Origin of the sequence: Colwellia sp. 12G3, from assembly GCF_002836775.1 — a bacterium.
Taxonomy (GTDB): domain Bacteria; phylum Pseudomonadota; class Gammaproteobacteria; order Enterobacterales; family Alteromonadaceae; genus Colwellia.
In genome coordinates this window covers 30,218-53,527 of the sequence record NZ_PJAQ01000002.1, presented here as the reverse complement: position 1 = coordinate 53,527, position 23,310 = coordinate 30,218, and the positions used below count along the sequence as shown (strand labels likewise).

At 36.5% G+C, this 23,310-nt stretch carries 17 protein-coding genes and 1 tRNA gene; 7 read left to right on the top strand and 11 right to left on the bottom strand.

Annotated elements, in window-relative coordinates; genetic code table 11:
• Positions 1–297: 297 nt before the first annotated feature.
• From CXF71_RS00650 to tkt, 3 genes are all read right to left on the bottom strand, one after another.
• On the bottom strand, positions 298–1,473 hold the full coding sequence (locus tag CXF71_RS00650) for a phosphoglycerate kinase (protein WP_101231067.1): 1,176 nt from the start codon (positions 1,471–1,473) through the stop codon (positions 298–300).
• A gap of 108 nt (positions 1,474–1,581) precedes the next feature.
• A complete protein-coding gene (gene epd, locus CXF71_RS00645) occupies positions 1,582–2,601 on the bottom strand; it encodes an erythrose-4-phosphate dehydrogenase (protein ID WP_101231066.1) in 1,020 nt (339 codons plus the stop codon).
• Between the two features lie 113 nt (positions 2,602–2,714).
• Entirely contained in the window at positions 2,715–4,703 is a 1,989-nt protein-coding gene (gene tkt, locus CXF71_RS00640) for a transketolase (RefSeq protein ID WP_101231065.1), read from the bottom strand.
• A gap of 212 nt (positions 4,704–4,915) precedes the next feature.
• Between tkt and CXF71_RS00635 the strand changes: the two genes are divergently transcribed.
• On the top strand, positions 4,916–7,264 hold the full coding sequence (locus CXF71_RS00635) for a CHASE domain-containing protein (protein WP_101231064.1): 2,349 nt from the start codon (positions 4,916–4,918) through the stop codon (positions 7,262–7,264).
• Positions 7,265–7,724: 460 nt separating this feature from the next.
• Here CXF71_RS00635 and CXF71_RS00630 read toward each other — a convergent pair.
• Positions 7,725–7,800, bottom strand: a tRNA-Arg gene (locus CXF71_RS00630).
• Between the two features lie 240 nt (positions 7,801–8,040).
• Here CXF71_RS00630 and adhP point away from each other — a divergent pair.
• From adhP to CXF71_RS00605, 5 genes are all read left to right on the top strand, one after another.
• Entirely contained in the window at positions 8,041–9,051 is a 1,011-nt protein-coding gene (gene adhP / locus CXF71_RS00625; RefSeq protein WP_101231063.1) for an alcohol dehydrogenase AdhP, read from the top strand.
• Between the two features lie 308 nt (positions 9,052–9,359).
• The gene (locus CXF71_RS00620; RefSeq protein ID WP_101231062.1) at positions 9,360–9,929 is read left to right on the top strand and encodes an RNA polymerase sigma factor; all 570 of its coding nucleotides are present in this window, start codon (positions 9,360–9,362) and stop codon (positions 9,927–9,929) included.
• Complete coding sequence (locus tag CXF71_RS00615; RefSeq protein ID WP_101231061.1) at positions 9,922–10,626, top strand: hypothetical protein; 705 nt, start codon at positions 9,922–9,924, stop codon at positions 10,624–10,626. Before CXF71_RS00620 ends, CXF71_RS00615 begins: the two co-directional genes overlap by 8 nt.
• A gap of 94 nt (positions 10,627–10,720) precedes the next feature.
• A complete protein-coding gene (locus CXF71_RS00610) occupies positions 10,721–11,710 on the top strand; it encodes a hypothetical protein (protein ID WP_101231060.1) in 990 nt (329 codons plus the stop codon).
• A 334-nt stretch (positions 11,711–12,044) separates the two neighbouring features.
• Positions 12,045–12,464, top strand: coding sequence for an FKBP-type peptidyl-prolyl cis-trans isomerase (locus tag CXF71_RS00605; RefSeq protein ID WP_442871908.1), 420 nt, complete (start codon positions 12,045–12,047; stop codon positions 12,462–12,464).
• A gap of 185 nt (positions 12,465–12,649) precedes the next feature.
• On the opposite strand, the gene cydB is transcribed toward CXF71_RS00605, so the two are convergent.
• From cydB to CXF71_RS00575, 6 genes are all read right to left on the bottom strand, one after another.
• Positions 12,650–13,648, bottom strand: coding sequence for a cytochrome d ubiquinol oxidase subunit II (cydB, locus tag CXF71_RS00600; protein ID WP_101231058.1), 999 nt, complete (start codon positions 13,646–13,648; stop codon positions 12,650–12,652).
• The gene (locus CXF71_RS00595; RefSeq protein ID WP_101231057.1) at positions 13,641–15,014 is read right to left on the bottom strand and encodes a cytochrome ubiquinol oxidase subunit I; all 1,374 of its coding nucleotides are present in this window, start codon (positions 15,012–15,014) and stop codon (positions 13,641–13,643) included. Before CXF71_RS00595 ends, cydB begins: the two co-directional genes overlap by 8 nt.
• Before the next feature lie 94 nt (positions 15,015–15,108).
• Positions 15,109–15,654 carry a GbsR/MarR family transcriptional regulator gene (locus CXF71_RS00590; RefSeq protein WP_101231056.1) on the bottom strand — a complete coding sequence of 182 codons (546 nt, stop codon included), beginning with the start codon at positions 15,652–15,654 and terminating at the stop codon, positions 15,109–15,111.
• Between the two features lie 320 nt (positions 15,655–15,974).
• Complete coding sequence (locus CXF71_RS00585) at positions 15,975–16,532, bottom strand: phosphoribosyltransferase (protein ID WP_101231055.1); 558 nt, start codon at positions 16,530–16,532, stop codon at positions 15,975–15,977.
• Positions 16,533–17,354: 822 nt separating this feature from the next.
• Positions 17,355–19,580, bottom strand: a complete 2,226-nt coding sequence (locus tag CXF71_RS00580; protein ID WP_101231054.1) for a KAP family P-loop NTPase fold protein — start codon at positions 19,578–19,580, stop codon at positions 17,355–17,357.
• Between the two features lie 392 nt (positions 19,581–19,972).
• Complete coding sequence (locus CXF71_RS00575; protein ID WP_101231053.1) at positions 19,973–20,311, bottom strand: hypothetical protein; 339 nt, start codon at positions 20,309–20,311, stop codon at positions 19,973–19,975.
• A gap of 348 nt (positions 20,312–20,659) precedes the next feature.
• Here CXF71_RS00575 and CXF71_RS00570 point away from each other — a divergent pair, with 348 nt between their 5' ends.
• Positions 20,660–22,450 (top strand): P-loop NTPase fold protein, encoded by a 1,791-nt coding sequence (locus CXF71_RS00570; protein WP_101231052.1) that lies wholly within the window; start codon positions 20,660–20,662, stop codon positions 22,448–22,450.
• 82 nt (positions 22,451–22,532) lie between these two features.
• On the opposite strand, the gene CXF71_RS00565 is transcribed toward CXF71_RS00570, so the two are convergent.
• On the bottom strand, positions 22,533–23,306 hold the full coding sequence (locus CXF71_RS00565; protein WP_101231051.1) for a YagK/YfjJ domain-containing protein: 774 nt from the start codon (positions 23,304–23,306) through the stop codon (positions 22,533–22,535).
• Between the last annotated feature and the right edge of the window lie 4 nt (positions 23,307–23,310).

The following is a 23,310-nucleotide window of genomic DNA, read 5'->3' as shown; positions in this document are numbered from 1 at the left end:
ATTTTGTACGAATATTACAAGATAATTATGTTTTACAGGTTGTTTCAGTACATTATTTGAGATTGTGATTGTAAGTTTACTACAATAACATTGCAAGATGTTTCGTTTTTATTTCGACTTTGTTTCGTTGTGATGGTTGTTGTTGGCTTTGTGGTTTCGTTATTCTTTCTTTAACGTTCAGTTTCTTTGGTTTTTGATATTTTAAGCATTAAAAAACGAGTGACTTTAGTAAGGCACTCGTTTTTTTTACCGCTCACAGCGGTTATCGGCTAGTGAGCGAATTTAGTATGAGTTATATTATAACTTAGCGCGTAGCTCTAATATTTCTACAGCAGGTAATTTCTTACCTTCTAAGAACTCTAAGAAAGCACCGCCGCCGGTAGAAATATAAGATATTTTATCGGCGATATTATATTTATCAACCGCAGCTAGCGTATCGCCGCCACCAGCAATTGAGAAAGCTGAACTATCGGCAATAGCGTGTGAGATAATTTCTGTACCTTTAGCAAAGGCATCCATTTCAAAAACGCCGACAGGGCCATTCCACAAAATAGTACCGGCAGTTTTAATTATTTCTGCTACTTTCGCTGAAGTTTCAGGGCCGTAATCTATGATGTCATCTTGAGGATCAACATCAGCAGCTGCTTTAATTTCAGTCACTGAGTCATGCTTCCAATCACTAAAACCATCACGAGTAACGGTAACGTCATCAGCAAAAATAATGTCAGTTTGTGCACATAAACGTTGTGCTTCTGGAATTAAGTCCGCTTCATATAATGATTTTCCTACCTCATTACCTGCAGCAGCAACAAAAGTATTTGAAATACCACCACCAACAACAATGGTGTCGGCAATTTTAGCAAGAGAATCTAATACCGTTAATTTAGTCGATACTTTAGAACCACCAACAATAGCAACTAATGGACGAGCAGGGTTTTCAATTGCTTTAGCTAATGCATCAAGTTCACCTGTTAATAATGGACCAGCACAGGCTGTAGCAGCAAATTTTGCTACGCCATGGGTACTTGCATGGGCACGATGAGCGGTGCCAAAAGCATCCATAACAAATACATCACACAGCGCGGCTAATTTTTTAGCTAAAGCATCATCGTTTTTCTTTTCACCAACATTAAAACGAATATTTTCAAATACCACTAATTCACCAGCAGCAACGTCAACACCGTTTAGGTAATCAGTTACCAAGCGCACAGGGTAGTTTAATGCGGCACTGAGATAATCGGTAACAGGCTTAAGTGAAAATTCCTCTTCCGGCTTGCCTTCTGTTGGGCGGCCTAAGTGAGACATAACCATTACTTTTGCGCCAGCTTCTAACGCAAGTTTTAAGGTCGGTAATGCAGCGCGTAAACGGGCATCTGAGGTGATTTTACCATCGGCTACAGGTACATTTAAATCTTCACGAATTAACACGCGTTGGTTAGCTAATGTTAAATCAGCCATTTTGATAATAGACATTGTTGTCTCCTATTTTCACTGTTGGTGAATTATGTGCAATATTTTTAAATATCTATTAAGAAGATTACTTAATAAATATTCGTCTTTAAAAGTACATTACTAATTGTTTTAACGTTCAGCTTGATGCATTGCCATGGCAGTATCTAACATGCGGTTGGCAAAGCCCCATTCATTGTCACACCAAATAAGCATTTTAATTAAGCGCTTATGGCTGACACGGGTTTGGTTACCGTCGACGATACAAGAGTGAGGGTCATGATTAAAATCGACCGAAACTAAAGGCTCTTCGGTATAGCCTAATACGCCATACAAGTCATGGTTACTGGTCGCGGCTTGTATCGCTTGATTGATGTCGCAAATGCAGACATCATTATTTACCGTCAGGCTTAAATCCATTGCGGTAACATTAATTGTCGGTACACGGACTGCTATCGCTTCAAAGCGACCTTTAAACTTAGGTAATATTCGTTCAATACCCGCAGCAAGTTTAGTATCTACTGGAATGATTGATTGGCTAGCTGCACGAGATAGACGTAGATCTTTATGATAAGCATCAATGACTTGTTGGTCATGCATTGATGAATGAATGGTGGTGATACTACCACTTTCTACGTCGAATGCTTCATCGATTACTTTGATCACAGGTACTATGCAGTTCGTTGTACAAGAGCCATTTGAGACAATACGATCTTCTGGCGTTAATATGTGATGATTAATGCCATAGATGATGGTTGCATCAATGTCTTGGCTACCAGGATGCGAGAATAATACTTTCTTAGCACCTCGATTAATATGGCTTAAACCATCAGCTCGATTGCCATATTTACCGGTACAATCAAGTACAATATCAATATTTTGTTGTTGCCAAGGTAGGCTATTTAAGTTGCCAATATGCGTTAACGCTATTTCGTCACCATTGATAACTAATTGATCTTCTTTTTGGCTAACACTGAAAGGAAATCGGCCATGAGTACTATCATATTTTAATAGATGAGCGATGCCTGAAGCTGGCGCTAACTCATTGATTGAAACTAAGGTGAATAAATCTGTCTTGCCACTTTCATATAGCGCTCTAACAACGCTGCGACCGATACGGCCAAAGCCATTAATGGCAATTCTAATTGTCATAATTCTACTGCATTTACGGATGGTTTTAATCGATAAGTTAGTGCTAACTTATAAAAACAATGCGGACTATAACGACTATTTATTAGACGTTGTAGTCCGCTTAATTCATTTACTTATAGCTTGTTTACTGTGTTTACAACATTGTCTACAGTGAAGCCAAAGTGCTCAAGTAAAACATTACCCGGAGCCGACTCACCAAATGTTGTCATACCAACAACCGCACCACCTAGACCAACATACTTAGCCCAGAAATCAACATGTGCTGCTTCAATCGCGACACGCTTAGTTACGCTTAGCGGTAATACCGCTTCTTTATAGTCACTGCTTTGCTTATCGAAAACATTCGTTGAAGGCATAGAAACTACACGTACCAGTTTACCTTGCTCTGTTAATGCTTTTGCTGCATCAACAGCTAATGCCACTTCAGAGCCTGTAGCCATTAAAATAACATCAGGTGTACCAGCACAATCAACTAAGGTATAAGCACCTTTTTCAATGTCGCTTACTTGCGTTTGAGTACGAGCCATAGCCGGTAAACCTTGGCGAGAAAAGACTAAAGCAGTAGGTGCTTTTTGACTTTGCACTGCAGCTTTCCATGCAACAGCAGACTCAGTTGCATCACATGGACGCCATGTTGTTAAGTTTGGTGTTGTTCTTAAGTTGGTTAACTGCTCAATAGGTTGATGCGTTGGACCATCTTCACCTTGACCAATAGAGTCATGGGTGTAAACAAAGATATTTTGAATACCCATTAAGGCAGACATACGAATTGCATTACGTGCATATTCCATAAACATCATGAAAGTAGCGCCGTAGTTTACAAAACCGCCGTGCAAAGAAATACCGTTCATAATACTGCTCATGCCAAATTCACGCACGCCGTAGAATATATAGTTTCCTGCAGGATCAGTTTCAATACCTTTAGAGCCAGACCATAACGTTAAGTTTGAACCGGCTAAATCGGCAGAGCCACCTAACATTTCTGGTAATACAGCACCAAAAGCTTCAATAGTATTTTGTGATGCTTTACGTGAGGCAATATTTTCACTGCTTTCGTGACACTGTTGAATAAAGGCGTTAGCTTTTTCTTCAAAATCGCTAGGTAACTCACCTTTGATTACACGACGTTCATATTCGCTGGCAAGTGCTGGATGTGCGACTTGGTATGCGGCAAATTTTTCATTCCAGCTAACTTGGCTCGCTTGGCCTTTTTCTTTTCTATCCCATTGTGCATAAACGTCACTTGGAATTTCAAAAGGTGCATGTGGCCAGTTTAAGAATTCACGTGTTGCTGCAATTTCGTCATCACCTAACGGTGCGCCGTGACAGTTATGAGTACCTGACTTATTTGGTGAGCCAAAACCAATGATAGTTTTACAACAAATCATGCTAGGCTTATCAGTCACTAACTTAGCCGCTTCAATTGCGTGGGTAATTGCTTGAGAGTCGTGACCATCAACACAAATAACATGCCAACCATAAGACTCGAAACGCGCTGGCGTGTTATCAGTAAACCAACCTTCAACGTGACCATCGATTGAAATGCCATTGTCATCCCAAAAGGCAATAAGTTTACCTAACTCTAAAGTACCCGCAAGTGAACAAGACTCATGAGAGAGACCTTCCATTAAACAGCCATCGCCTAAGAAGCAATAAGTGAAATGGTCAACAATTGCGTGATCTTCACGGTTAAACTGTGCTGCTAATGTTTTTTCAGCAATTGCCATACCAACAGCATTAGCAATACCAGCGCCTAGTGGGCCAGTCGTTGTTTCAACACCCGGCGTGTAACCGTATTCAGGGTGACCTGGTGTTTTTGAATGCAATTGTCGAAATTCTTTCAAATCTTCGATAGATAAATCGTAACCGGATAAATGCAATAAAGAATAAATAAGCATTGAGCCATGGCCGTTTGATAAAACAAAGCGATCGCGGTCAGCCCAGTTAGGGTCGGTTGGATTATGTTTTAAAAAGTCACGCCATAATACTTCGGCAATATCTGCCATGCCCATAGGGGCACCAGGGTGTCCTGATTTTGCTTTTTGTACGGCATCCATACTTAATACACGGATAGCATTTGCTAGCTCTTGACGCGATGACATAATAGCTCCAGATCTGATAGTCTTGAAAGAATAAAAATTGCGCGTATTTTCGCTTACCAAAGCACGTAGCGCAAACTAAATTGTACAATTTCTTATATTATTTTGTATGGTGGTTAATTATTCAGATAATATAATGCTAGTATCGATTAAAACCTTACGTAGGTTTTTACAATAAATTAACAGTATCACTCTGCCGATCTTAAATAATACCTATGAAAAAACTGCATGTAGTACGATTTTTTATTTCTGCCATTTTATATATTGCCATGTGTTACAGCTCAATATGGCTGATAAACCCACAATCACTGGTTAATTTTGTCGGGCCTTCGGCGGCACTGATGAGTGGTTTACTGCTTATCTGGGGCGTTACACCACTTATTGCGGTCTTGCTGATTAGCCCCATACTCGCAGTTAGTCTCAGGCATTACTTTCACCTAGATGCGAATTTGGCGGTGATGACTATTGCCGTGTTGGCGATAATTTTACAAGGGTATTGGACTAAGCAGCTAGTTTTTCGATTTATCGAATATAAAAAATGGTTAACCTCAAGAAAGCACCTTTTCTTCTTTTTATTGAGAATTGGCCCGGTTGCAAGTTTAGTGTCTGCCAGCTCAGTGTTAATTATTTCCATGCTGGATAATCAGGTAATACAAGGTACATTTTTCTATACTTTTATTCATACTTGGTCGACCAGTATGTTGGTGGCGGTATTTTTTATTCCGCTATTCTTGTTAGTTAAAAATGCCGAACAACTTAAATTAGCTAAGCGACTTTTTGTTGGCTTTACTTCCCTATTAGGTGGCTTGGCTATTTTTTTATTACTGAAAACGTCCCAATACGAGCAGCAACAGTATAGACAAGTCTTATTCAACCAGTCGAAAGTAGAAATAGAGCGATTAATTCTTGCTGAAGTGGACTCTGTAGTTAATAACGTAAATAGCCTTTCAGCGTTGTTTAAAGCCAGTGAATATGTGTCATTAGTTGAGTTTAACTTATTTAGTCAAAGTATCTTTAATCATGATTCAAGCTTAAGAGCATTAGAGTGGGCACCGATTGTTCCTTTTGACCAGAGAGAAATATTTGAGAAAAAAAGTTCAGAGGGCCTGCAGAAAAACTTTCAAATTAAAGAGATTTTATCTGATGGGCATATGGGGCTAGCTCAGCCTCGTAATCAATATGCTCCGTTGCATTATATCTATCCACAATACGGTAATCAGGCTGCTTTAGGTTTAGATGTTTATAGCAACCCTAAGCATATTTTGTCTATGCAAGACATTGTTGATAGCGAAGAGGTGATTGCCAGTGCCCCAATTACTTTAGTACAAGACGAGTTAGCCATGCCAGGCATGCTCTTTGGTAAGGCTATTTTTTCACCGCATACGGAACGAGCATCATCTAATGGGTCAGGGCAACAGAAGTTATCGTTAATTAAAAAAGGTAAGTTATTAGGGTTTGTTGTTGCAGTAGTGCAACTTGACCGTTTCTTTCTGCGCCTTGCACAGCAAAAAGAGCAAGAGGTTAGTTTTTTTATTCAGGATGTTTCAAGTGGCGAGCCCTACATTCTGTTTGGACAGACGCTACCTACCAAAAATAGACATGCTGATACCCTAACCATAGAGGTGTTTTCTCGACTTTGGCAGATTAATATAGTAGAGAATCAACCTTGGTTTAGTCAGGCTAAAAGTTGGCAAGCATGGGCAGTACTTATTGGTGGGACATTTGGTGCTGTACTCTTTCAAATGTTGGTCCTGATGATGGCAGCCTACTCAAGTGAACTTAGCCAGCAAGTGAATATTAAAACTAGAGCCCTTATTTTAGCTAAAGAAAGTTCAGAGCAAAAAAGTCTCGCTAAAAGTAATTTTTTACAAACGCTAAATAAAGAGTTACGTGTGCCTTTATTAGCAGTCAAAGCGTTTGTTGAGCAATTAAAGAAAAAAGGCATTAACAATAAAGAAGTCACCGGCATAAGCCATGCGGGAAACAATGTTGCTTTGCTGTTAGATACTATGATGGATTTATCTGATATCGAATCAGGTAAAATTACCGCTAAAGAAGATTGCTTTGATTTTTATGGTTTTTTACAGCGTAGTGAATCGATACTTAAAGCAAGTAATGTCTATGAAGGTAAATCCATTGTCTTTCTTATTGACGAAAGTGTACCTCACTATATAAACAGCGATGAATTGTACATACAAAAGTTACTTAACACCTTGATTGAAAGTGCTCATCACTTATTGCAAGCCGATGCGCTGCGTTTAACGATAAAGCTTCATAAACACAAGTTAGCAGAGGCTAGTTTATTTTTTACCCTTGTATCACAAAGTCCTGTTAGCACAGAACCCAATATTCCAGCGTTCAGCCAGCAGAGTCATGATAAGTTGACTGCTGACAGTACCGCATTGGCTATGGCTATTAAATATAGTCAATTGTTACATGGTGACACTAACTTAGGTGTTTTGAGCTCAGGGATTGGAGTATTAAATTCTTCTATTCGAGTGACAGTATCATCCAGCGATCAGCAAGAGGCTCAGCAAGGATTAACATTTGATTTAATGAGTTAATTTAGTTTTAAAGGAATTAAAAATATTGTTAACAAAGCTTATAAGAAAAACTTATATAAAAAACTTGTAAAAATAAAGTTAATAGTTTAGTGTCGCTGTGCCTGTTCACAAATAGTACAAATTAATAATAAATCAAACAGGCGTGACATAGGTAAAACAATGAATAATTCATCCTCGCGAGGGTTCAAATTAACAAGCGTGATATTTGCAGTAATTATCATGGCTGTGAGCGCGATGCTGAGTGGTAACTCAGTCGCAGATGACATGGATGTAGAAATAACGCAATCAGAGGAATAGCTAAATAGCTGTTGATTTAATTGCCATGGAAATTTTAAGCTCCACTACTGAATTAATATTCGGTACTGGGGCTTTTTCTTTTTAGGCGTTTAAAGAAAAAATATATTGGCTATTAGAGCGTTGTTGTTGTTGTTGTTGTTGTTGTTGTTGTTGTTGTTGTTGTTGGCGTCTCCACCGGGACTCGAACCCAGAGCAGCGGCTTAGGAGGCCGCAGTTTTATCCAGTTAAACTATGGAGACATAGTACTAACCCCCTATTTTAAACATACTTTTTACCATTTACTAAGTTTTTATTATATTTTTGTGTTTTTCCCACCTTAACTTCTTCTTATTTCTATTTAAGCACCTTACATGCTAAAAATTGTTATTTTCTTGGTCTTTTATTAGTCAATCATTGATCTATGTCGTTATTTCATTGAGCAGAGGTTTTACAATGAATTATTTGCTATACCCAATCATTAATGAAAAAGGAGTTCAACTATGAAAGCAGCAGTTAATCATAAATTTAAGGGCAAACTAGAAATTCAGCAACTTGATAAGCCGACCATTACTAATCAAGAAGTTTTAGTTAAGGTCCATGCTTGTGGCGTTTGCCATACCGATTTACATGCGTGCCACGGTGATTGGCCCGTTAAACCGAAAATGCCATTGGTGCCGGGTCATGAAGGGGTTGGTGAAATAGTTGAAATAGGTGAACAGGTTAAACATTTAAAGCTAGGTGACCGTGTCGGTATTCCTTGGCTGTATAGTGCTTGTGGTTATTGTGATTACTGCTTGTCGGGAGATGAAAATTTATGCTTATCCCAACAAAACGCGGGCTACTCAGTAGATGGCAGTTATGCCGAGTACTGTAAAGCCGATGGCGATTATGTGGTTAAAATACCTGATGGCATTAGCTATGTTGATGCCGCACCTTTGTTTTGCGCAGGCGTTACTACCTATAAAGCACTTAAAGTCTCTACCGCAAAACCAGGCCAATGGGTCGCAATTTTTGGTATTGGTGGATTAGGGCATTTGGCAGTGCAATATGCCGTTGCCATGGGATTAAATGTAATTGCCGTTGATACAGGCACTGAAAAATTACAGCTTGCCAAAAAACTTGGTGCAAGCCTTTGTTTAGACTTTAAGCAGGATGATGTTGTCGCGAGGGTTCTTGCTGAAACGGGTGGTGTGCATGCCAGCATATGTACAGCGGTGAGTAAAAGCGGTTTTGAGCAAAGTTATAAGGTCATTCGTCGCGGCGGTAAGTTTGTTTTAGTTGGTTTACCTGCTGAAGATATGCCATTACCTATTTTTGATACTGTGCTTAATGGCGTTAGTGTTATTGGCTCTATTGTTGGTACACGTAAAGACTTAATCGAGTGTTTGGACTTTGCCGCTCGGGGGAAAGTAAAAGCGATTACCATTGAAAAGAAACTCGAAGATATTAATGACATTTTTGAGGACATGATTAATGGCGACATAACGGGTCGTGTGGTGATGAAGTTTTAATTCCCGAACACTCTGTTTGTTAGTTATCACTGTTAGCTATGTGCATCAGGTATAACGCATAGTTATGAAAAAGCCCTTTACCGTATTATTCGGTAAAGGGCTTTTTTTATGTACATAGTTTAGTTATAAAGCGCAGGTAAAGTGATGTTGTAGATATCCAATGAAAATAATATAAAAATAAAAATAAAATTTCCAAACTATTTTGCTAACCAACACTACTTTATAGTAGAACCTAAGTAAGAATGAAGTTTATGTTAACGATGATGACATAATCACAATGCTAATAATAACTATAAATAGGAGCCTTTGTGTTTGAAAAAAGCGATGAAACGCTCATAGCCCAAGCGCTAAAAGGGAAAAAATCTGCCTGGTTAACCCTGGTAAAGCGTTATGAGAAAAATCTCTATAACTACGCATTACGTATGGTGAATAACCCGACAGATGCCATGGATTTGATGCAAGAAATTTTTATCGCGTTATTTAAAAATTTAGACAAATTTAGAGGAGAATGTCCTTTTAAAAATTGGTTATTTAAAATTGCTCATTATCGTTGTCTAGAATTTTACCGACGAAAACGACCGATGCAATCACTTGATGATGTGCCTGAGCAAGAAGATGCAGACACCGTGTGTCTAGAGAAAGATTTACACATTCAGCAACAAAGCAGTGCCTTATTAGAAGCAATGCAGAGTTTACCGGTAAAACAAAAGTTAGTGGTGGAGCTCAAGTTTTTCCAACAATGTACTTTTGAAGATATTAGTCAGCAGTTAGGCATATCTACTAATACGGCAAAATCGCAACTTTATAGCGCACTCGATAAATTAAAAATGCAATTAACAGATGATTCAATTAGTAAAGTAGAGGTGGAGTATGTCTGAACAAAAATCAGTTGATGCTCGAATGAGTGAACACGACAGAGCATTATTTAGCGAAAGCCTTGCTCATCAAGTTAGCGTTGAAATAGAACAAGAGGTGCCTGATTGGCATAGAGCGCAAGCTTTTGAACAGCATTTTAAAACTGAAAAAAGCACAACTCAAGGTCATTCAATTAATTGGAGAGTGTGGTTGGGTGTTCCCGCATTATCAATGGCGTGCTCAGCCTTTGCTATCACCATAACAATGACATTTATGCAGGGTAAACCCTTTGATAAACAATTATTTGATCAGCAAGTAGCAGCCTTAATTGAACAACAAGTTCAGCAGAAGGTAGCTGCCCAATTAACTAGCTCATTAGCAAACCAGGACAATAAAGATATCGAAACCTTGGTGGATTTAAAATTACGTGAATTTGCCGCGGAGCAACAAGTTATTTTAGCCAATTACCGCGTAGATATGAGTACACAGCAGCAGAGCAATAACCTTGCCTTAGCAGGCTATGTTATTGGTGCTTCGAGAAAAGAGCGTAAAGAAGATATGAGTGACTTTATTAGTTTCTTTAATGCACAACGACAAGATGAACAATTAACACAGAAAATTAAATTCCAGCAACTTGAACGAGAGATTAGTTTTCAAAAAATTGGGCTAGAGCAAAGCAGCGACACTAACTCAACTAAGTTATTGAACTATAAAGGTTAGGTTGGGTGGTTACCACTTAATACTGCTAAGTAAGCCTTGGCCAATTTAAGCAAATAAAACAAATATTAGTACTATCCACACAAGGGAATTTATAATGAAAGTAACAAACTTAATAAAAAAACAAAATTCGAGCAGTAATATTACTCAAGTAAAAGTAAAAGCAAAAATAGCACTAATAAGCTCTGCATTATTACTCGCATTTAGTGCTCATGGCGCGGATAAAAACTATGATGATTTGCACAAGCAATTAACTATTATGAATGACATTATGTTGTCATCGGCTAAAGTATCGCAAAACTCACGTCAGTCATTGATTCGTTCAATTGATAGTGTCTATTTGCAAGGGCAGGGAGCCATTTTTACTATCAACTCTGCTCACGGTGGCTCCTCGCATCGACAATTTTTTCAAATGGTCGCACCATTACCTCCAGTATCGCCTCAGGCTCGAGTAGCACCGTTAGCTCCTGTTGCTCGTGTTCATGGTAATGAAAGAATAGTTATTTCAGATAATGAAGATTTTGTTATAGATTTTGAAGAGCATGAAGATGAATTTGAACACGTTATTGAAGTATTTGAGCAACAACGAGAAGGTGCTAGAGAGTTGCGTAGTGAGCAACGTGATATTGCCTATGAAATGCGTGATATTGACCGACAACGTAAAGATATTGAGTACCAGATACAACGTGCAGAGAAAAAGGTAAAAGAAGAGCTAACTACAGAGCTTAAAAAGCTTGAAGTAGAACGAGTAGCTTTGAATAATAATAAAACCAAGCTTGAGCAAAAAGTTACTGAGTTAAATAAGGTGAGAGAAACGCAACAAATTGCTCAAAGCAAAGCAAGAAAGGAACATTTTTTTGCACTGAGTAGCGCTTTAGTGGAAACCCTCTGTTTATACGGGAATGGTTTACGAGAAGTTCCAAGTGAGGAATATGTTAGCTTAATCATTAAAGGTGCAGGCAGCCAGCAAAGCCGAGGATTCAAAGACCAAATTTTGGTATTTAATAAAAAAGATATTAACGCTTGCGCCAATAGTAAATTGACGGCTAAAAAATTGCTAGCCAAAGCCGAGCAATATCAGTTTTAACTTAATAAGTTAATCTTTAGGTAAATTAGGCCTGCCTAGTTAGATTTATTTAATTACTGTTACTTTAAAAGCCAAACATAACAGATACTAAATCTGTTATGTTTGGCTTTTTTGTTACTTATTTATAAATACAGCAACGTTTATTTTCGTGAACTAATAGATGGAAAATAGCCATTTACAACGAAGTTAATAATAGAAATGAAGGTCTTTGAACTAGTAAATTAGTGAGAAATTAAGTAGCATGTATTCTAGTTAAACAACAGTATAAGGTAATGATTGAATGAGTAAAATTTTAATACTAGGCATAATAATAGCTGTTTTTATCTTTTTTATCATGCGCCAAAGTGGCAACAAAGAAGCGGCCATGTTGAATGTTAAATTAGGTCTTGAATTTTTAGCGACTAATAAAAGTGAGGAAGGGGTTATTGAAACGGCTTCAGGCTTGCAATATAAAGTACTCACTCAAGGTGATGGCACTGAGCACCCAAGTGCTTCCTCTAAAGTTAAAGTACATTACCATGGCACTTTACTTGATGGCTCTGTTTTTGATAGTTCAGTAGACAGAGGTGAGCCTATTAGCTTTGGTTTGAATCAAGTTATCAAAGGTTGGACCGAAGGTGTTCAGTTGATGGTTGTGGGCGAAAAAACGCGTTTTTATATTCCGTCAAAGTTAGGTTACGGCAATAAGCCTGCAGGAAAAATAGGCCCTGGTGCATTATTGATATTTGATGTTGAATTACTGGCGATAAACTAAGTTTAAGTTTAAGTTTAAGTCTAAGTTTAAGCATAAGGCATAAGGCATAAACTATAGCCCAACGCGCGGGTCACCGTAGAGTGGTAATTAAAAAAGCACATTTAGTATCACTAAATGTGCTTTTTTATTATCTAATGAAAAAGCTAATTGAGAAGATAATTAAAAAATATACTTAGATATAACCGTTAATGGTATCTCAATTCTTGTACCTTGCCCCAAAATACACGATAGGAAAAAATGGTGTAACTAATAATCACAGGCACAACGACTATTGCTCCCCATAGAATAAAGCTAAGTGACTCAGGCGCAGCAGCTGATTCCCAAATAGTTAATTTTCCTGGCACAATATAGGGAAAGAAACTAAAAGCCAAACCAAAAAAGCACAAGGCAAAAATAACGACAGCAGCAACAAATGGTCGCCAACAGCCCTTATCATCCATGGCTGGCAACTGTTTCAACTGAATTTGGCTATAAACAAATAAGGCAAAGCATAATACCGGTAAAGGTAATATATATAAGGTCGTTGGCCAAGCAAACCATTTAGCGTAAACATCAGGGTTTATTAAGGGGTTTACCGCAGAAACAGCTATAACCCCAACAAAACAAATAAGACCGGTCTTTTTAGCCCAGTTAACCGCTTGTACTTGCAATGCTCCTTCGGTTTTCATAATTAACCAACACGCGCCAATGTACGCATAAGCAGCCGCTACACCAAAAGCACTGAGTAGACTAAAGGTATAAGCGGCTAAGGTCTCTTCAAAGCCCATTACATACATGCCTAACATATAACCTTGGCTCATTGCTGCGAGTAACGAACCCACTTTAAATACTTTATTCCAAGTAGGTTTGTGGCTAAATGCGGCTTTTGCTCTAAAGTCAAAAGCTACGCCGCGTAATACCAAACTAATTAATAACACGGCAGTGGGTAAATAGAGCTCTTTAAAAATATGACTATGGGCTGCTGGAAAAGCAATTAATAGTAAACCAATCGCTAAGACAAGCCAGGTTTCATTGGCATCCCAAAAAGGGCCAATGGAGGCAATCATAGTATCGCTATCATCTTTTTGTTTTAGGGGGAGTAAAATACCCACACCTAAATCATAACCATCTAAAATGGCGTATAACAATAATGAAAAGCCCATTAGGGAAACAAAAATTACCGCCAGTGAATCAGCTTCAAACATAATTACTCTCCTTTATTGGCGTTGAATGAACCACAGGTTTAACTTTTTCATCATCGGTGATTTCTTCAATTTCAACAGCACGGTTTGCCATAGTAAATATCGTATGTAAGTAAGCGGTCATTAACACCACATACAAAATAAGATAAAGAGACAGTGATAAAGCCACATTACCCGGTGCTATATCAGTGGCAGCGTCTTTAACGGTTAAAATACCGGTAACTAGCCAAGGCTGCCTGCCAATTTCAGTAACATACCAGCCAGCTAACGTTGCTAACCAGCCAGAGAAAGACATAGCAACTAATACTTTTAATAACCATGTTGGCAAAGGCTTATTACGCCAAAGTTGTATTCGACTCAGCCAAGAAATAATGAGCATTAACATACCCACACCGACCATAATTCGAAAGGCGAAAAACAATGGTGCTACCGGAGGGTGATTCCCCTCAAATTCATTCAAGCCTTTAATTTCACCTTCAAGATCATGAGTTAAAATGAAACTTGCCATCTTAGGAATAGCCAATTCAAAATGATTAGTTTTGTTCTGCTCATCAGGAATGGCAAAAAGTAATAGCGGAGCGCCTTTTTCGGTATGCCAAACACCTTCCATGGCGGCAATTTTTTGTGGTTGATGTTCAAGGGTATTTAGGCCATGCATATCACCAATAAAAATTTGCAGTGGTGCTAAAACCATTGCTACCGTTAAGGCTATTTTTAAGGTCAATTTAGGCGCTTTTTTATCATCACCCTTTAGTAATCTATAAGCACTGATGCCTGCGATTAAAAAGGCAGCGGTTAAGCCCGATGCAACAACCATATGCGATAAACGATAGGGGAATGATGGGTTAAAAATAATCGCTAACCAATCAACAGGAAAAGCAACACCATCGCGCATTTCATGACCTTGTGGCGTTTGCATCCAAGAGTTAAGCGCTAGAATCCAAAAGGCAGATAAGGTAGTGCCAATAGCAACGATAAGGGTAGCTAAAGTATGTACTCTTGCTGAAACCCGGTTCATACCAAATAACATAATACCGAGAAAGCCCGCTTCAAGAAAAAAGGCCGTAAGTACTTCATAACCTAATAACGGCCCAGCAATATTACCAACTGTTTCCATGAACTTAGGCCAGTTAGTGCCAAATTGAAATGACATGGTAATGCCAGTAACTACGCCGATGGCAAAAGTGATAGCGAATATCTTGACCCAAAATCGATAGGCGCGCATCCAAACCGGCTCGCCAGTTTGAACAAAACGTAATTTGAAATAAAACAAAAACCAACTTAGCGCTATGGTTATTGTCGGAAAAAGAATATGAAAACTGATATTGGCTGCAAACTGCATGCGTGACAGCATGAGTGTTTCAAACATAATGGACTCCGTTAGCCTACTACTTACAATTGGTTAAATGCTTGGCTGTAAATTGAGAATGTTCAGTGATTTATAAAAAAAATGAATTGTTAACTTAGTTTTTGTTAATGAATTTATCTTTAAAATTGATAACTTTACTTACCCCAGAACCCAATTTCATTAGGGTCTTAAGTTTGTCTGGACTCATGCTTTGTAGTTCACTTGCCCAGTGAGTGCCTGTCTCTAGTAAGTCATGAATCTCGTGCATTTTCTCTTGAGCATACACTTCCTTTTGATTAGCCGGTTCATCTAATAAATTATCGCGTAACAGTGACAGGGTTGGATCTACTTCGCGTTTACGACGCTCTTCAAATACGCGCGTAGCCATTTCCCAAATTGATCCCGCTGGCGAGTAATACTCTTTTCTGTCTTTTGGTTTATGCTGAACCTGCACTAAACGCCAAGACTGTAGTTCTTTAATGCCCATGCTGACATTACCGCGAGAGATATTAAGAGCTTCAGAAATTTCTATCGCAGTTAAAGCATCTTCATGAATAATCAGCAAGCCATACATTTGACCAACAGTACGATTAAAGCCCCAACGACTGCCCATTTCGCCGCAATGCATTACGAAGGATTCTATTTTTGTAGTAAGTATCATATGAGTGTTCTGATGTTTCAGTAATTTCTGAAAGTTTAAACCTATATTGATATAGATCAAGTTTTATTTAAATTTAACTGGTTTTTAAATCGATTCAGGGTGTAAGAGTCATTCATAGGAGAATCACAGGGAATTGAAGTTGCGACTAATTAATCATTAAGAAAGAGCGTAGCGTGGTTGTAGATAAATGAAAGGAAAATAACGTTATTAATAACCTCACTAAACCCAGAATATGAAAGTAATTTTTTATTATCAGGCAAAAAAAAGGCATATCCAAAGAACATGCCCTTTTATAACTCTTCAGCGGTAAAGCAAAGTAGCTAGACTAATAAGTCTTGAATGTTTGCTAAATCTTTTTTGCCATTGATGATTTCATCAGGTGTTAAACCAGATAATTCATGCGGGAATACTAACCACTCATCAGAAGTATGAATAAAGTAGTCTGGTGCAAAATCTACTTTTGAGTTTTGAGGCTTATACCAAGGACAAGCTACACGTACATCTTCAGGCATATTATTACGCATGTTTTCTTTTAACTGCTTAATTAATGCTTGAATGCTACGTCCAGAGTCAAAAACATCATCAACAATTAATAAGCCATCACCTGAGTTAGCATTTTCAATAATGTAATGTAAACCGTGAACTTTAATTTCTTTACTTTGCTGGTTAATACCGTAGTAAGACGACGTACGAACAGCAATGTGATCTGTTTCTACTTTTTTAAAGTCGAAGTACTCTTGAACAGCGATACCAATAGGTGCACCACCACGCCAGATACCCACGATAAACTGAGGGCGGAAGCCATCTTCAAATACTTTAGCGGCTACACGAAAAGAATCTTCTAATAATTCTTGCGCGGTAATAAAACGTTTTTCCATTGCCGAGGAAACCTTTTCAAAAAATGATAAGCGGTAATTATAACCTGACCAATCAAAATAGTGTACTGGTTGTTTACAATGTTGTGTGCTCGAGCATTAAGTTTATTATGAAACGCACTATTAAGCAGAGTTAATAGCTGATTTTACATTCATTAGAATTCAAACCCGATATCTATGACAGCACTTTATTGATGTTAACGAACACACTAGCTTATCAATCGTAATAATATAATATAATATAATAAGATAAGCATGGATTCTGAATAGGTGCAGTTTATTATTAAAAAGACAATAAATAGAATGGGATAATTGTATTCATCAGAATTAAATTCCTATGTTCATCCGAACGTAATGCTCTGTAATGTTGTTCTTTGTTAATAAAATGTAAACTCCCTCTGTTGTATTTGTTTTTAGTGTGTAACCAGCTCAAGTTCACTGGTTATTTTTGCAGTTAATAATTGAAGGCTTTTATTAAAGTCTGAAAGTTATTAACTGTTTTTTTATGTCTGAGAAAATTGAATTGTTGTAATAGATGACGAATTTCAGACATAAAAAAACCGCAATCAAGCGGTTTTTTTAACATAAACAATTACTTGTCTATGGCCAAATCTAAAAGTTACTAGGCATAACTAAAAGACTAAAAAGGTCTTTATTTGGTGGAGCGGGGGGGAGATGTATTGGTGTGCTAAGTCTCTTTATTTAAAGGATATAAAATTGAAAATTTAATTTTGCATCCTTGTTTTACCCTCTTTTTTACCCGTAAAAGCTATTCTCCTTGATTATTAACTCAGTGTGTAAGTTGAGTCAAAATGAAGGTGCATCTCATATTCCAGATACTAATTTAGTTGAATATTTTAGTGTCTTAACCATTGATGCGTATTTTTGTTCAAAATTGAATTGTTCTATATCGCCACCATTACTAATATGTAGCAAAAGGTCCATAATGACAAATTCATCAATGCTTGAGTTCCAACTATCAAGTAATCCCTTGTCCGAAATTAATGCGTGAATCACTTTCTTCAAAATTAAGTACTTATAATAAAATATTTTTATTTTTCTAGGTGTGGCTTGTTTTAAATGTTTAATAGAATTAATTAAATACGCTCGTTCTGCCATACTTAATTCAAAATCATTTTCATTTTTTGATGATGTGCTATCACCTTTATTTGCCTTCCTGTCTTGTGGTTCAGCTTGTGGGTTTATCTTTTTATTTCCCTCTTCTACTTCTGGTGAAATAGACTCCACAGGTGTTATTTCATCTAATATTATCTTTTTACTAATTTTTGAACTATCTGCAGGAGGGATAGTATTTTCCAAAACTTCAGAAATTTCAGTTGATTCAATTTGATCTAATTTGATTCCGATGACAAATATCTTCTCTAAATACTCTGTGTACATCTGATCAATATTTTTTGTTTCCCATGTCTGATATTTATAATCTAATGAAGCCCTTAGTAAATTGTCATCAATAGCTGTAATTATTAATAGCCTATTATGTATTTCAGGGTTATCTAAGATAACTCTAAGCCCATCAATAATCCCCGTGATTTTTTCAATATGGCATCTATCAATATCATCAACAAACAACAGGATTTTTTCATCTTCACTTACAGTAGGGATCCAGGTTTTTAGCAATATTTCAATTTCGTTCTCGATCTCCGATTGTAACCCTAAATAATCAGTAAACTCTTTTTTAGAGAAATACTTATTCAAAATCCCAACAGCGGATGACTTTTGGTTCACATAAAATAAAAATAATTTGATGAGTAAAATAAGCCCGAATGTTTCAATAATAGCTATTATCCAAGCTAATTTATCTGCACCGAAGTTCCAAACGATAGAAGCTATCAAAATTACTGAGTATAAAATTAACGGGTAACATGTGTTTTTTTGGATATTTAATCTAAATAGTTTTATATATTTATTCCAAAAATCAGGACCTTTATATGTTTTTTCCGAAAGGTATTGAGCCATCATAGATTCATATAAATAAGCCCATGATTCTTTTGTATCTTGATACTTCCATGCAGAAAAATTTACCCGTTTAAACTTAGAGTTTTTGCTGATATGTTCCCAAACTTTATTTACAAAATAAGTTTTTCCACGACCCCATTTCCCAAATATACCTATCATCATCCCACTTTTATCAGGGATTTTTTGAATTATTGAAGAAAGAGTTTCTGATATGATATTAACATTTAATGATGGATTTGACGTTTTGTAATTAATAGTTTTAGGAAACGGTATTGATTCAGCCTTAATGGATTCAGGAGTATCTTTAAGCTCATTCGTTAATAAATCTGACTCTGAACCAGTAGGAGTAATAGCTGTTATGGTGTCGTTAATGTATAAAACATCCCCGTCTACTTCTACATCAGAGCCATAAATCCCCTCTAAGATATTTAGTACATCCTGATCATTTGATAAAATACCCCCTTTGTAATCGTATAATACAAAGTGCTGGGGAATTAGATTAGAAATTTTTTCTGCTATTTCATTTAATCTAAAAGCCTTATATTCATATTCTGCAATTGAATATCTACTACCATTTGTAACAGAGCCGCTATCCCTCATACCAGGAAAATCAGATGGTAAGTAAATGATTGATTTTTCCTGTTTAATATTTTTCTTTATTGTATGAGGTGTTGAAGTTAAATCTATTTTTTGTACTCCAGACCACTGATTAATCTTCCCCCACTGATTAGGCCCCCCCGAACTAGTACCTACTGATTCTTTAGGTTCTGTTGGATTATTTGGGTCACCCAGAATAGTTCCTACGGACTCTTTTGGCTCCGCTGAACTATTTTCATCACCCACAGGAATATAGCCAACCTTATTATACCCACCAGCTGTATTATATCCCCCAGTTTTACCATACCCCCCAACTTTATTAACCCCCACCGGACTAGATCCAACTAATTCTTTTGGCTCTGGAGGGCGTTTTATACTATTTTCTTTATGAGGTTTTTGATAGCTCTTAGGGGGTAAATTAGACTCTTTAGGATGTGATATTGATGATTCTGGGTTTGAATTACGCTGTTCTATCATTAGGTTAAATCCATTTACAGTTTTATTTACGGCAGATAATTTGATTATTAGACATCAATTATTGTTTTTAAACTAGGGTAATCGATAAAAAATATATTTTTAATCTATTCAATAGTTAACGATAATTTTACGACTGTGTTTTCATTACTAAACCAATATCTAGCTAAATTAGATATTATAGGCAAAGCATACACCATGAAGTCGAAATAATATTTATACTAATTTCAGATTTAACATCGGAAATATTCTTTAACACATCTCGATGATAGACCAAAAATTTACTTGTCAAAGAGTTAAATTGTATGGCATTACGGCAAACAAATGTTTAATTAACTGCAGTACACTGCAGGTTGCTGCACATAAGAGTAAATACTGATTAAGTAAGCATATACTCAGCTGTATTCATCAAGGAGTGCATATAACTCAGCAGTACTTAATTCGCGTACATCCACTTCTTGTGTTCGATCTTTATCTAGTGTTGCCATGACTAAGCGGTCAACCGGCTTCCCACAACCACGGTCTAAAATTTCTTTTGCGGCTATCAACCTTAGTTTATCTGGTGCATGGTTATCTCTCATGACAGATACAATAAACTTAACAGCTTCAAAAGATTGTTCGCGAAATAACTCCCCTAATTTTTGATGGTAACTCATTACTGTACAATCTTGAGTAAACCTTCTTGAGTCATAGCCTGATTTAAAAGAACCGTTATTGTTTTTAACTGCAGCCATAATTTCATATTCCTAAATATACATTTATATGTACCTATGATGACTAATACCATGCAGAGACTTACTTAATAAATGTCACAAGGTAGCCCTGTTTCGTTAAATACACTACTAAGCTTAACCCTTTCTTTTGGCTAAATTATATCAATGAATATCGAAATATAATTATACGCCTTTCAACGAAAAAGCATAGATTAGCAAAATTTTAGGGGGGGCTTACCTACGTAATAGAGCTGGTGTTTTTAAATCTTAGTAGGGGGGGGATCTTTATCTTATTATTTTTAATAATAGTATTGTATGCTCTCATTTTAAATTAGTTATCGATAATGCTCTGTATTACTGAAGGAATATATGAATACTGATGAGTTAAAAACAGTTATAAAAGGTTACCTCTCAATAACCAAACCCATGTATGCAACCATGATTAATGGCCCATGGGGCTGTGGGAAAACAACATTCATTAAAGAGTTATTAGAAGAGGAAAAACAAAAATATTTATATATTTCTTTATATGGCGTTAGCTCTACCAGTGACATTGAAAATAAAGTTTTTACTTCGATAAGCTCTATTGACGGTGTTTCTAATGATGAAGTTTCTAGTGTTGGAAAGTTTATAGGTGGAATTACGAACCTTTTAAGTGATACTAATGGCGGCTCTGTTGGTGCTATTGCTACGACTCTAGGCGGGACAATAAAATCAAGGTTTATCAATGGTATTAGTAAAGATTATTGTTTGATATTTGATGACTTGGAGCGTTCTACACTCAGTAAAAGTGATGTACTTGCATATATTAATAGTTTTATTGAACAGCAAAAACTAAACGTTGTAATACTCTGTGCCGAAGATACTTTTGACGAACCTAAATATAAGAAAGAAAAAGAGAAAACAGTTTTATTTACGAATAACTTTATTAGAAAAGAAGAGTCCATTGTTGAAATAGCCTTTAGTGACGAACTTAATTTACCGGTAGATATTTTAGAAGGATCTAAAATTGAATTGATTAGACTTCTTAAAAATATTCCCTGTAGTAACCTCAGAACAATTAATTATGCAATTAATTGTTACTCCAGATTAGTACGTATCCTTGAAGAAAATAAGCATGAGTTAAAAGGGGAAGAGTGTTTAATTAATTTAATCTTTCCATGCTTTGCTTATGCTATTGGTTATAAAGACATGGGATTAGACTCAAGCACGCTTGAGGCGTTTACTACAGACACAACATCTCTTTACATGAAGTATAGTAAAAAAGATAAAGAGGAGCTTGATGAGCAAACAATTAATGCCAAAATATTTTATGAAACGGTTGTTACTAAAGAGCATAACCAAATAGATTTTTTAGTTGTGTATAAACTGGTTTGTTTAGGTCATCTTGATTATAGTGTTTTTAAAAAAGATTTAACGCGGTGGGATAAAAGTGATGTAATTCTGGAAAATTTTGTCTTAAGTTTCCCTATCAATGTTCGTGACCAGGTATTTCAGGAAGGACTTGAAAATACCCTTAATAAAATAATAAATAAAGAATTTATCGTAGGTAATTCGGGAGAATTATATAAATTAGTTTCGTATTTTCATTACTTTATTAAAACAGGTGCATTTAATTATGAGTTAGAAATGTTTGAAAATGAGGTGACGGAATATGTTAATTATTCTATTGAAAATTATGGGTGTACAAATGAGTATGACCCCTTTATAAATTCCCGAGATAGTGAACCCTTTCTAAATAAAATCTCAGAGATAATAACTGCTAAAACAACCCATGCAACCAATATTAATCTCGTTGAAGAATGCCAACATATTTTAATAAAAGGGCTGGAGGGTACAGATGGGGATAACTCATTTAAAAATTTATACAACAATTCAATATTTCCATTTATTACAGAACCATTTGTAGATATTTTATTTGAAAGCTATATATGTGCAGATAATAATATGAAGTCTAGTTTTATGAGTTATTTTAGAAATAGGTATCAATCAACAAATATAATGGATTTCCTTGGAGATGAGGTTGAACCATTAAAGAAGTTAAGCGATCTTATTGATACTAAATTAAAAAACAGCTCCCCTTCATTAAGTCATTATCACTTAAAACAATTTAAAGCTGCCTTAGTATCTATTAATAACAAAAGTATTAATAATAACTAAAATTAGCTAACTTGGAGTAAGCCAACAGTGAATTGTATTACTCCAAGGTTCTCTGCCAATTTTTATAATTAGTAGCTCATTATTACAGCACATCTATTTTTAAGCGGCTTGCCCCATAGTCTTTTGTTTGAGCAGGTCGGTTACCCTTACTACGTGTTTTAGCTAAGTACGAACCATGTAGGATCGCCTCATGTAGCTTTTCTTCACTATCAATAAAGTGATGGTTAGCAAAATGAAATGTGCCGCCCATATCAGTCCATATTTTTTTTACTTGCTCATGCACGTTGATAGGGTAGCGAATGACATCACCATCCATCATAAAAACAAAGTGATAATGCAGGTTTTCGTTGTTAGATTCTTCTCGCACCCATACATAACCAAAACTAGTTTGCCCGTAACGATATATTAACCTTTTGCGCAGTCGCTTTAACATCTTCGTAATGCATTTGTTGTCAGGCATAGATGCTCCTAGGTGCAAGTCAAACCGCATAAACAAAACCCGTTTATAAATAGACTGCATAACTAATGTTTGAGCAATTAATGCCTTTAGGATTTGTGTGTAGCATCCTGACTTTTTCGAGTTGATCGCAAATGTATACTCTCCAAATTCATAGTATTCTTTTGTCGTTATAGTCTTGCAGCTTCTCTTTGAATTAATAGGTGGTTCTTTACTCCCATTAGCTAATATTAATATCCGCTCTTTTTGTGATAATTCATTACCTGAACTCTCGTTACTTAATGCCTGCTGGCTTGAATTGTCAGGTGACAAAACCTCGGTGTTAAAAGCATGTTGTGAAGTGCCCAAAGCACGTGAAGAAAAATGGCCGAGTAACCGACCTTTTTTAGTTAAACCCATAATA

Excerpts from the sequence above, each read along its gene's own strand:
- tkt (WP_101231065.1), bottom strand. The coding sequence starts at position 4,703 with ATGTCATCGCGTCAAGAGCTAGCAAATGCTATCCGTGTATTAAGTATG.
- cydB (WP_101231058.1), bottom strand. The coding sequence starts at position 13,648 with ATGTTTGAAGCTGATTCACTGGCGGTAATTTTTGTTTCCCTAATGGGC.
- CXF71_RS00585 (WP_101231055.1), bottom strand. The coding sequence starts at position 16,532 with ATGGAAAAACGTTTTATTACCGCGCAAGAATTATTAGAAGATTCTTTT.
- CXF71_RS00635 (WP_101231064.1), top strand. The coding sequence starts at position 4,916 with ATGAAAAAACTGCATGTAGTACGATTTTTTATTTCTGCCATTTTATAT.
- CXF71_RS00565 (WP_101231051.1), bottom strand. The coding sequence starts at position 23,306 with ATGGGTTTAACTAAAAAAGGTCGGTTACTCGGCCATTTTTCTTCACGT.
- CXF71_RS00580 (WP_101231054.1), bottom strand. The coding sequence starts at position 19,580 with ATGATAGAACAGCGTAATTCAAACCCAGAATCATCAATATCACATCCT.
- CXF71_RS00575 (WP_101231053.1), bottom strand. The coding sequence starts at position 20,311 with ATGGCTGCAGTTAAAAACAATAACGGTTCTTTTAAATCAGGCTATGAC.
- CXF71_RS00610 (WP_101231060.1), top strand. The coding sequence starts at position 10,721 with ATGAAAGTAACAAACTTAATAAAAAAACAAAATTCGAGCAGTAATATT.
- CXF71_RS00590 (WP_101231056.1), bottom strand. The coding sequence starts at position 15,654 with ATGATACTTACTACAAAAATAGAATCCTTCGTAATGCATTGCGGCGAA.
- CXF71_RS00650 (WP_101231067.1), bottom strand. The coding sequence starts at position 1,473 with ATGTCTATTATCAAAATGGCTGATTTAACATTAGCTAACCAACGCGTG.
- CXF71_RS00570 (WP_101231052.1), top strand. The coding sequence starts at position 20,660 with ATGAATACTGATGAGTTAAAAACAGTTATAAAAGGTTACCTCTCAATA.
- CXF71_RS00595 (WP_101231057.1), bottom strand. The coding sequence starts at position 15,014 with ATGTTTGAAACACTCATGCTGTCACGCATGCAGTTTGCAGCCAATATC.
- adhP (WP_101231063.1), top strand. The coding sequence starts at position 8,041 with ATGAAAGCAGCAGTTAATCATAAATTTAAGGGCAAACTAGAAATTCAG.
- CXF71_RS00605 (WP_442871908.1), top strand. The coding sequence starts at position 12,045 with ATGCGCCAAAGTGGCAACAAAGAAGCGGCCATGTTGAATGTTAAATTA.
- epd (WP_101231066.1), bottom strand. The coding sequence starts at position 2,601 with ATGACAATTAGAATTGCCATTAATGGCTTTGGCCGTATCGGTCGCAGC.
- CXF71_RS00615 (WP_101231061.1), top strand. The coding sequence starts at position 9,922 with ATGTCTGAACAAAAATCAGTTGATGCTCGAATGAGTGAACACGACAGA.